This is a genomic window from Pantoea sp. VS1 (genome assembly GCF_002207995.1).
Taxonomy (GTDB): Bacteria; Pseudomonadota; Gammaproteobacteria; order Enterobacterales; family Enterobacteriaceae; genus Pantoea; species Pantoea dispersa.
Map to the genome: position 1 here is coordinate 98,534 of NZ_NHZE01000002.1, position 11,092 is coordinate 109,625.

The window sequence follows — 11,092 nt, forward strand, 5'->3', positions numbered from 1 at the left end:
TATTGCGCAAACAATAGGGCACATTTCATTGCGCGCGCTCTGCGCCGGCAATTCATCAATCCGCGTCGTAGCCTAAATTTGGTGCCAGCCAGCGCTCCACGTCGCTGACGCTCATGCCTTTACGCGCCGCGTAATCTTCCACCTGGTCGCGCTGAATCTGCGCCACGGCGAAATATTTACTCTCCGGATGACTAAAATACCAGCCGGACACCGCGGCACCGGGCCACATGGCAAAGGATTCGGTCAGCTTCATGCCGGTGTGATGCTCCACATCCAGCAGCTGCCAGATTTGTGCCTTCTCGGTGTGTTCCGGACAGGCCGGATAGCCCGGTGCCGGACGAATGCCCTGGTAATTTTCGCGAATCAGCTCGTCGTTGCTGAGATTTTCATGGGCGGCATAGCCCCAGATCACCTTACGCACGCGCTCATGCAGATATTCGGCAAACGCCTCCGCCAGGCGATCCGCCACCGCTTTTACCATGATTTTGTTGTAATCATCGTGCTGCTGGTCGAACGCCGCCGCCAGCGCATCCTCCTCCAGCCCGCCGGTGACGGCAAACGCGCCGAGATAATCCGCTTTACCACTGGATTTCGGCGCCACGAAGTCCGCCAGACAGTAGTTGGCAAAGTCGGTTTTTTCCGTTTGCTGACGTAAATGATGGCTGACGCACAGCACCTCGTGCCGGGTCTCGTCACGGTAGATTTCAATGTCGTCGCCGACGCGGTTCGCCGGGAAAATACCGACCACGCCGCGCGGCCTGAGCGTGCCCTGCGCGCTGAGGTTATCCAGCATCGCATTGGCATCGGCAAACAGCCGCGTGGCTTCTTCACCCACCACCTCATCTTCCAGGATGCGCGGATATTTGCCGGCCAGCGACCAGGTCATAAAAAACGGCGTCCAGTCGATGTAGTTGCGCAGCGTATCGATACTGGCCTCCACTGCGCTGACGCCGGTACGATGCGCCATCGGTGGCGTGTAGCGTTGCCAGTCAATGACGTAATGATTATCGCGCGCGGCCTGCAGCGTGACCGGCGGCGTGCGCGGCTTTTTACGCGCGTGCTGAATCCGCACGGTTTCGTACTCTTTACGCGTGCGCGCCACGAACGCCTCTTTCAGCGTGGGCGACAGCAGCGAAGAGACCACGCCGACGGTACGCGAGGCGTTCTGCACATAAACCGTCGGGCCGCTGTAATTCTGCTCAATCTTCACCGCTGTGTGCGCTTTCGAGGTAGTGGCCCCGCCAATCAGCAGCGGCAGCGTAAAGCCCTGGCGCTCCATCTCTTTAGCCACATTAACCATCTCGTCGAGCGACGGGGTAATCAGGCCGGAAAGTCCGATGATGTCGGCGTTTTCCTCACGCGCGGTTTTCAGGATTTTGTCGCCCGGCACCATCACACCCAGGTCGATGATTTCGTAGTTGTTACACTGCAGCACCACGCCAACAATGTTTTTGCCGATGTCGTGCACGTCGCCTTTTACCGTCGCCAGCACGATTTTACCGTTGCTGCGGCCGGCCTCTTTGCTCGCCTGGATAAAGGGTTCGAGGTAGGCCACCGCCTGCTTCATCACACGCGCCGATTTCACCACCTGCGGCAGGAACATTTTGCCCTCGCCAAACAGATCGCCTACCACATTCATGCCGGACATCAGCGGCCCTTCAATGACTTCAATCGGCCGTGCCGCAGCCTGGCGCGCCTCTTCGGTGTCCTGCTCGATAAACTCGGTGATGCCTTTCACCAGCGAATATTCCAGCCGCTTCACCACGTCCCAGCTGCGCCATTCGGCCTGCTGCTTGTCCTGCTCACCCTCGCCTTTGTTGCCGCGATACTTCTCCGCCAGCGCCAGCAGTCGCTCGGTGCCATCGTCGCGCCGGTTGAGGATCACGTCCTCAACCGCATCGCGCAGCTCCGCCGGCAGATCGTCATAAATCGCCAGCTGACCGGCGTTGACGATGCCCATGTCCATGCCGTTGCGGATGGCGTAGTAGAGGAACACCGCGTGAATCGCCTCACGCACCGGTTCGTTACCGCGGAACGAGAACGACACGTTGGAGACGCCGCCGGAGATCATCGCATGCGGCAGTTCGCGTTTAATGTCTTCACAGGCACCGATGAAATCCATCGCGTAGTTGTTGTGCTCTTCGATGCCGGTGGCCACGGCAAAGATATTGGGGTCGAAAATGATGTCTCCCGGCGGGAAACCAACCTCTTCAGTGAGGATGTGGTAGGCGCGGCGGCAAATCTCAATTTTGCGCGCGCGGGTGTCCGCCTGGCCCACTTCGTCGAACGCCATCACCACCACCGCCGCGCCGTAGCGCCGCACTTTGCGCGCGTGCGCAATAAATGGCTCGACGCCCTCTTTCATCGAGATGGAGTTGACGATGCCTTTGCCCTGAATGCACTGCAGGCCTTTTTCAATGACCTCCCATTTCGAGGAGTCAATCATGATCGGCACACGCGCAATATCCGGCTCACCGGCAATCAGGTTGAGAAAGCGCACCATGGCCGCTTCCGCATCCAGCATGCCTTCATCCATATTGATATCGATAATCTGCGCGCCGTTTTCCACCTGCTGTCGCGCCACGTCCAGCGCTTCGTTGTACTTCTCTTCTTTAATCAGGCGCTTAAATTTGGCCGAGCCGGTCACGTTAGTGCGCTCACCCACGTTGACGAACAGTGAATCGGCCTGAATATTGAGCGGTTCGAGGCCAGACAAGCGGCAGGCGACGGCTATTTCCGGTAGCGGGCGCGGTGGCACGCCCTCGACCGCTGCCGCCATCGCCGCAATGTGCTGCGGCGTGGTGCCACAGCAGCCACCGATAATGTTGAGGAAACCGGCGCGCGCCCACTCGCCAATCTGCGCCGCCATCGTCGCCGCATCAAGGTCATATTCGCCGAAGGCATTCGGCAGACCGGCGTTGGGGTGGGCGCTGACATAGCCTTCGGCAATGCGCGACAGCTCCTGCACATACTGGCGCAGTTCGTCCGGGCCAAGCGCGCAGTTGAGGCCGAACGACAGCGGCTCCGCGTGGCGCAGTGAGTTGTAGAATCCTTCCGTGGTCTGGCCGGAGAGCGTACGGCCTGACGCATCGGTAATGGTGCCGGAGATCATCAGCGGCAGCGTCACGCCCATCGCTTCCATCTCGCTCTGTACCGCATAGATCGCCGCTTTGGCATTCAGGGTATCGAACACCGTTTCGATCATGATGATGTCAGCACCGCCGCTAATCAGCGCATGGGTCGATTCGCGGTAGGCGTCCACCAACTGATTGAAGGTGATGTTACGAAACGCGGGATCGTTAACGTCAGGCGAGATCGAGCAGGTGCGGTTGGTCGGGCCGAGCACGCCAGCAACGTAGCGCGGGCGATCGGGCGTTTTTGCCGTCCACGCGTCGGCGCAGGCGCGCGCCAGTTTCGCCGCTTCGAAGTTGATCTCCGCCGACAGCGCGGCCATTTCATAATCGGCCATGGCAATCGGGGTGGCGTTGAAGGTGTTAGTTTCGAGAATATCCGCGCCAGCCGCCAGGTAAGCATCGTGGATTTCGCGAATGACGTCCGGCTTACTCAGCACCAGCAGGTCATTATTGCCCTTCACATCGCACGGCCAGTCAGCGAAGCGGCTGCCGCGAAAATCCTGCTCATCCAGTTTGTAACTCTGGATCATGGTGCCCATGCCACCGTCCAGAATCATGATGCGTTGTGCCAGCTGCTGCTGTAGCGTTGCGGTTTTATTGCTCACTCTTGCCCCATCCACGTCATTACGCTGGCTAAATGCCAGCCAGTCATACTGGCACAACTTTCAAATGAGCAAAAGTCACCCGTTTGCGGGCACCGGCGGCAAAATGACCAGCAGATCCGACCAGTCAGCCAGCGTTTGCATTCATACCATTAAAAACGAAAATGGTTTCCATACCTGCAATGACTGTGGAGATGTTATGGCAACCCCTGCGCCCGCGAAACGCGGCAAAAAACCCCGTACGGCTCCGGCGGCCAGTGCCCCTGCCGGCGGCCAGGTACAATCTCTGACGCGCGGGCTGCGTTTGCTGGAGCTGATTGCCGAATCACACGGTAGCGTGGCGCTGACCGAGCTGGCGCAACAGGCCGGGCTACCCAACTCCACCACTCATCGCCTGCTGACCACCATGCAGCAGCAGGGATTTGTGCATCAGGTGGGCGACCTCGGTTTATGGACCATTGGCGCTCATGCCTTTGTGGTCGGCAGCAGTTTTCTGCAGAGCCGCAATCTGCTGGCGATTGTGCACCCGATTCTGCGCCGGCTGATGGAAGAAGCCGGCGAAACCGTGAATCTGGCGGTGCTGGATCTCAGTGATTATCAGGCGGTGATTATTGACCAGGTACAGTGCACCCAGCTGATGCGCATGTCAGCGCCGATTGGCGGCAAGTTGCCGATGCATGCGTCCGGTGCCGGCAAAGCGTTTCTCGCTCACCTCAGCGATGATCAGGTCACCGCCCTGCTGCATCAGAAGGGATTGCATCACTACACGCCGAAAACCCTGATGTCGCCGCATAGCCTGAAGGAGAATCTGGCGCTGATCCGTAAGATGGGTTTTTCGCACGACGACGAGGAGCACGCGCTCGGCCTTCGCTGTGTGGCGGCACCGATTTATGATGAACACGGCGAACCGTTTGCCGCCATCTCCATCTCCGGCCCGCTGGCGCGCATGACCGACGACCGCATTACCGAGCTCGGGGCGCTGGTGATCCGCGCGGCGAAGCAGGTAACACTGAGCTATGCCGGCCGCTAGGCGGCCACTGACGCGTAGCGCGCGCTGAAACGCTGTCCGGCGCGCCACGCCATCACCTCTTCAATATGCCCGGCACGGATCCGCGCCTGCAGTGCGCGCCACCAGCCGGGATCGAACAACTGCGGATGCAGCGCCTGCAGCAATTTTCCGGTCGCCGGTTCGCTGCACAGCGCGTAGCGGAAGGTTTCCGGAAACACATCATCCGGCCCGACGCTGTACCACGGCTCGGCCTGCAGCTCATCCTCTTCGTAACGCGCCGCCGGGACATCGCGGAACACCAGCTCGGTCATCGGGCGGATTTCATCATAGTCGTAAAACACCACGCGGCCATGGCGCGTCATGCCGAAGTTTTTAAACAGCATATCACCGGGGAAGATATTGGCCGCCGCCAGCTGACAAATCGCATCGCCGTACTCCTCAATGGCGTGCTGGCGCTGTTCCGGCGTCGCATGCATCAGCCACAGGTTAAGCGGCTGCATACGACGCTCCAGCCATAAGTGGCGGATGATCACTACGTCATCGCGCAGCTCGATTTTTTCCGGAATCTCGCGCTCAAATTCCGCCATCAGCGCCGCCGGAATGCGCGCGCGCGGAATGGCGAAATGCTCAAACTCCTGGGTGTCAGCCATGCGCCCGACGCGGTCATGCTCTTTGACCAGCCGGTAACAGGCGCGCACCTGCGCATCCGTCACCTCTTTTTGCGGCGCGAAGCGATCTTTAATCACCTTAAATACCCGATCAAAACCGGGCAGCGTAAATACCAGCATCACCATACCGCGCACGCCGGGCGCGATGGTGAACGCTTCCTGACTGTGCGCCAGGTAATCTAAATATTCGCGATAGCATTCGGTTTTACCGTGTTTCTGGCAGCCAATCGCCATATAGCGCTCGGCGAGGGTTTTGCCCGGCAAAATCGGCTGCAGCCAGGCCACCAGCGCGGCCGGCACCGGCGCATACACCATGAAATAGGCGCGGGCAAAGCCAAACACGATGCTGGCGTCATTGCTGTCGGTGAGACAGGTATCAATCCACAACCGCCCGGCGTCATCGCGCTGGATCGGCAGCAGGCACGGCACGATTTCGCCCGCGCTCAGCTGCAGCCGCGCCACAATCCAGGCGGTTTTGTTGCGATAAAACAGCTCGCTGGCGACGTCCAGCGTGGCATGGGCCAGCTGTGCCGCGCTGAACTGCTCGTGCAGATGACGCACAATCCAGCCGATGTCGCGCGTCTGATCCTGCCACGTCAGCCGCAACGGAATGTCATTCAATACCTGACGCAGCGTTTCATGCCAGCTGTGCTGCGGCCGGTACAGGCGCGACAGCGGTCGCTGCGCCGGCGGCGCGGGCGCGTACGGCTGTGACGGCAGGATAAACAGCCGCTCAGGCAGTAAGTGGCTGTGCCCCAGCAAGCGACAATAGACAGAATTAAAAAAGCTTTCGGCGATTTCATGACGCGGATAGCCCGGCAGCAGCGTGGCATAGTGGCTTTTTACCCGTAGCCAGAAAGCGTCATCCCAGTCGGCCATCTCGTTGAGGATGCGCAGCTGATTGGCGACCAGCCCGACGTGATGGTCGTACAAATGGATACGCGCTTTCATCGCCTGCTGCACCGCCTGCCAGTCCGCCTGTTCAAAGCGCTGCTGCGCGCCTGCGGTAATATCGAGAAAGCGGCCGTACTGCGCATCAAAACCCTGCAGAATCGTGTGGGCGATAAGGGATTCTCTCGGTGACATCGGCAATCTCCGGCAAGCGTGAGCCAGTGAAACGGTGCGCCATGCTGCGCACCGCGAGTACGCTGATCAGAACTGTGCGGCTTCGGTGGAGCCGGTCAGCGCGGTGACCGACGAGCTGCCGCCCTGAATCACCGTGGTGATGCGATCGAAATAACCGGTGCCCACTTCCTGCTGATGCGCAGAGAAGGTGTAGCCGCGTTCGCGTGCGGCAAATTCCGGCTGCTGCACCTTTTCCACGTAGTGGCGCATACCTTCGCCCTGCGCATAAGCGTGCGCGAGGTCGAACATGTTGAACCACATGCTGTGAATGCCGGCCAGAGTGATGAACTGAAAGCGGTAGCCCATCTCGCTCAGCGCCTGCTGGAAGCGGGCAATGGTGCGATCGTCGAGATTCTTCTTCCAGTTAAACGAAGGCGAGCAGTTGTAAGCCAGCAGCTTGCCGGGATACTGCGCGTGAATCGCCTCGGCGAAGCGCTGCGCCAGCGCCAGATCCGGCGTGGAAGTTTCGCACCACAGCACATCGGCATACGGCGCATACGCCAGGCCACGGGCTATCGCCTGTTCGATACCGGCATGGGTGCGGAAGAAGCCTTCAGCGGTCCGTTCCCCGGAAATAAACGGCGCATCGCGCTCGTCGCAATCGGAGGTAATCAGATCGGCAGCGTCGGCATCGGTGCGTGCAATCAGCACCGTGGGCACATCCATCACATCGGCCGCCAGCCGCGCCGCCACCAGTTTCTGAATCGCTTCCTGCGTCGGCACCAGCACCTTGCCGCCCATGTGCCCGCACTTCTTCACCGCCGCCAGCTGATCTTCAAAGTGCACCGCGCCGGCGCCGGCCTGAATCATCGCTTTCATCAGCTCAAAAGCATTGAGCACCCCACCAAATCCGGCTTCCGCATCGGCGACAATCGGCAGGTAGTAATCGATAAAGCCGTCATCGTCCGGCGACAGTCCGCTCGCCCACTGGATTTGATCGGCGCGCTGAAAACTTTGGTTAATACGTTCCACCACGTTCGGCACCGAATTGACCGGATACAGCGACTGGTCCGGATACATCTGCCCGGCCAGGTTTGCATCGGCCGCCACCTGCCAGCCGGAGAGATAAATCGCCTCAATGCCGGCTTTCGCCTGCTGCACCGCCTGTCCGCCGGTCAGGGCACCGAGGCTGTTGATATAGCCTTTGCGCGCGTCACCGTTCAGGAGTGCCCACAGCTTTCTCGCGCCGCGATCCGCCAGCGTGCAGGCGGGATTAACGGAGCCGCGCAGGTTAATGACCTCTTCGGCGCTGTAAGGACGGGTAATGCCCTGCCAGCGTGATGCCAGCCAGCTATTTTCCAGTTGAGCGATCTGTTGGGTACGATTTGACATAGCAGTATCTCCAGAGTCAGGGCAGCAGGCGGTAGCCCGGCAGGGTGAGGAAAGGAACCAGTTGTTCGTCGGTGGTGATTTGCGCCATCAGCGCAGCCGCATCTTCATAGCGACCGGCGTCAAAGCGCGAGTCACCCAGGCTGTGGCGCAGGGCCGCCAGCTCTTCATCAAGAAACTGTTCGAACAGCGCGGCGGTCACCAGCTGACCATCGCTGAGGATTTGCTTGTGGTGAATCCACTGCCAGATGGAGGTGCGGGCAATCTCCGCGGTAGCGGCATCCTCCATCAGCCCATCAATAGGCACGCAGCCATTGCCGCTGATCCACGCTTCCAGATACTGCAGCGCAACACGGATGTTGGCGCGCATTCCGGCTTCGGTGCGCTGACCACGGCACGGGCGCAGCAGGCGCTCGGCGGTGATCGGCGTATCCTGTTCACGACTGACGTGCAGCTGATTGGGGCGATCGCCCAGCTGACGGTCAAACTCCGCCATGGCGATATCCGCCAGGCCAGGATGGGCGACCCAGGTACCGTCATGGCCGTTGCCCGCTTCACGCGCCTTATCCTCCTGCACTTTCTGCATCACCCAGGCGTTGCGTTCAGCGTCTTTGGCCGGGATCAGCGCCGACATGCCGCCCATCGCCAGCGCACCGCGCCGGTGGCAGGTTTTGATCAGCAGGCGCGAATAAGCCTCGAGGAACGGCTGGTCCATGCTGATCTGCTGACGATCCGGCAGAATGCGGTCACCATGCTGGCCCAGCGTTTTGATGTAGCTGAAGATGTAATCCCAGCGACCACAGTTGAGGCCAACCACGTGATCGCGCAGTTCCCACAGGATCTCATCCATCTGGAATACCGCGGGTAGCGTCTCGATCAGTACCGTGGCTTTGATGGTGCCGCGCGGCAGATCGAAACGATCTTCACTGAAGCGGAAGATTTCCCGCCACCATGCCACTTCCGCCGCATGCTCGGTTTTCGGCAGATAGAACCACGGACCGTGGCCCTTCTCCAGCAGCGCGGTGACGTTGTGAAACAGATAGAGCGCAAAGTCGAATAACCCGCCGGGAATGGCCCGATCGCGCCACTCAACATGCTTCTCATCCAGATGTAAGCCGCGAACCCGGCACATCAGCAGCGCTGGATCGGATCGTAACTGGTAGATCTTGCCGTTTTCGCTGGTGAAGCTCAGCGTGCCGTTAACCGCATCGCGCAGCGCCAGCTGGCCATCAAGCAGTTTTTGCCAGGTCGGTGCCAGCGAATCCTCAAAATCGGCCATGAACACTTTGACGTTAGCGTTCAGCGCGTTGATCACCATTTTGCGATCTGGCGGACCGGTAATTTCGACGCGGCGATCGCGCAACAGCTGAGGAATGGGCCTCACCTGCCAGTCACTTTGCCGAATGGAAGCGGTTTCCGAATCAAAGTCTGGCAACGCCCCCTGATCGTAGCGCTGCTGGCGCTGCTGACGCGCTTTCAGCAGACGCTCGCGCTCGGGTGCAAAGCGCACTACCAGCGAGTGCAGGAAATCAATGGCTTCGGGCGTGAGCAGCTGCTTTTCCGCGTGGGTAAAGGGCTGGCTAAAGGTCAGTGTCGGGCTGATAACCGTGTCTGTCATGCGGGCTGCCTCCTGGTTTGATCCTTTTTCTAACAACAGGATCGGGCTGTAGGGTGTTTTTTAACCGGCAAGATCAGAGCATAATCATTTTTATTTTAATTTCAAAAACTATTTCCATTTTAGTGTTTATTTGATTTTATTTATCTGATTTAACTGTAATTTAATCTCACGAAATAAAGGCAATACGTTCCATCATAGAAAAAAGGCAAAAAAAAGCCGCGACAACACGCGGCTGTCACGGCAGGTTTAAACGCGTTGTTAGCAGGCGTTTTACTCGAGCGTTGGATTCATGTGGCGCAGATCGAATGGCGTAATCTGGTAGACGTAGTAGTTGAGCCAGTTGGAGAACAGCAGGTTGCCGTGGCTACGCCAGGTGGCGCGCGGCGGCAATTCCGGGTTGTCCTGCGGGAAGTAATTGAACGGTACCTCAGGGTGCAGGCCGGCCTCGTAGTCCCGATGGTACTCACCCGACAGCGTGAGAGCGTCATATTCCGGATGGCCAGTGACAAACGCCAGGCGTTTGTCTTTACTCGCCATCAGATAGGCACCGGTGCTTTCCGATTCGGCAAACAGCTCGAGATCGGTGTAGTCGCGGATCAGCTGGCTGGGGAAATCTGCATAACGTGAATGCGGCGCCAGGAAGTTGTCATCAAAACCGCGCGTCAGCAGCGCGTGCGGATGAAGGATCTGATGCTCATAGACGCCAGAAAGCTTGTTCTGTCGCGTCTGTTTAGGAATGCCATACAGGATGTTAAGCGCCGCCTGCACCGCCCAGCAAACAAACAGGGTAGAAGTGACGTGCTCTTTCGCCCAGTGCAGCACGCGCTGAATCTGTGGCCAGTAGGCAACATCATTGAAATCAACCAGCCCCAGCGGCGCGCCGGTGACAATCAGGCCGTCAAAGTTATCGTTAGCGATATCGTCGAAGTTGCAGTAGAAGTTGTTCAGATGCTCGCTTGGTGTGTTGCGCGACTCGCGACTGTCGATGCGTAACAGCTGGACATCGATCTGCAGCGGCGAGTTAGAGAGCAGGCGCAGAAACTGGTTTTCCGTTTCAATTTTTTTAGGCATCAGGTTAAGGATCAACACTTTAAGCGGACGAATCTCCTGAACACTGGCGCGCGATGAGGTCATGACAAAGACATTCTCATTACGCAAAAAATTCACTGCCGGTAATTCGTCGGGGATCCTGATTGGCATAACCTGCTGACCTCTTGCTGATAACCATATAAACGTTTAGACATCCAGATGCCCGAGATTAGCCTGGCTGCCGCTGGATGTCGAGTCTTCATGCGGTTTATGAAAATGTTTCAGCATTGAACGGCAATAGCCGCGAGCGCCGCGCGGTGAGCAGCAGCAATAAGGTCGGAATAAGAGTGCGTTAGAATTTTTTCAGGGTTAAATAAGTCGTTATGGAGGGGGTTTTTGGCGGCAAATTTGCCGGAGTACGGACGTAAAAAAGCCCCGGACTCTCGTCCGGGGCTTCCTTACTGGTTTGATGCCTGGCAGTTCCCTACTCTCGCATGGGGAGGCCCCACACTACCATCGGCGCTACGGCGTTTCACTTCTGAGTTCGGCATGGGGTCAGGTGGGACCACCGCGCTGTT

6 protein-coding genes and 1 rRNA gene are annotated in these 11,092 nt (G+C 58.7%); 1 reads left to right on the plus strand and 6 read right to left on the minus strand.

Translation table 11 applies throughout. The annotated features are described in order from the left end of the window. Positions 1-55 precede the first annotated feature (55 nt). A complete protein-coding gene (gene metH, locus CBW22_RS00485) occupies positions 56-3,739 on the minus strand; it encodes a methionine synthase (RefSeq protein ID WP_088515743.1) in 3,684 nt (1,227 codons plus the stop codon). Positions 3,740-3,935: 196 nt separating this feature from the next. Between metH and iclR the strand changes: the two genes are divergently transcribed. Continuing rightward, positions 3,936-4,766, plus strand: a complete 831-nt coding sequence (iclR, locus tag CBW22_RS00490; protein WP_058757603.1) for a glyoxylate bypass operon transcriptional repressor IclR — start codon at positions 3,936-3,938, stop codon at positions 4,764-4,766. Here the strand turns inward: iclR and aceK are convergent. The 5 genes from aceK to rrf form a co-directional block, all read right to left on the minus strand. Further along, positions 4,763-6,499 (minus strand): bifunctional isocitrate dehydrogenase kinase/phosphatase, encoded by a 1,737-nt coding sequence (gene aceK, locus CBW22_RS00495; RefSeq protein WP_088515744.1) that lies wholly within the window; start codon positions 6,497-6,499, stop codon positions 4,763-4,765. The genes iclR and aceK overlap by 4 nt on opposite strands. Positions 6,500-6,565: 66 nt before the next feature. After that, entirely contained in the window at positions 6,566-7,870 is a 1,305-nt protein-coding gene (gene aceA / locus CBW22_RS00500) for an isocitrate lyase (RefSeq protein ID WP_058757599.1), read from the minus strand. Between the two features lie 16 nt (positions 7,871-7,886). Next, positions 7,887-9,485, minus strand: coding sequence for a malate synthase A (aceB, locus tag CBW22_RS00505; RefSeq protein ID WP_058757600.1), 1,599 nt, complete (start codon positions 9,483-9,485; stop codon positions 7,887-7,889). A 270-nt stretch (positions 9,486-9,755) separates the two neighbouring features. After that, positions 9,756-10,685, minus strand: a complete 930-nt coding sequence (gene metA, locus CBW22_RS00510) for a homoserine O-acetyltransferase MetA (RefSeq protein ID WP_031279798.1) — start codon at positions 10,683-10,685, stop codon at positions 9,756-9,758. 300 nt (positions 10,686-10,985) lie between these two features. Beyond that, positions 10,986-11,092: ribosomal RNA gene (gene rrf, locus CBW22_RS00515) — 5S ribosomal RNA — on the minus strand; the annotation flags it as partial.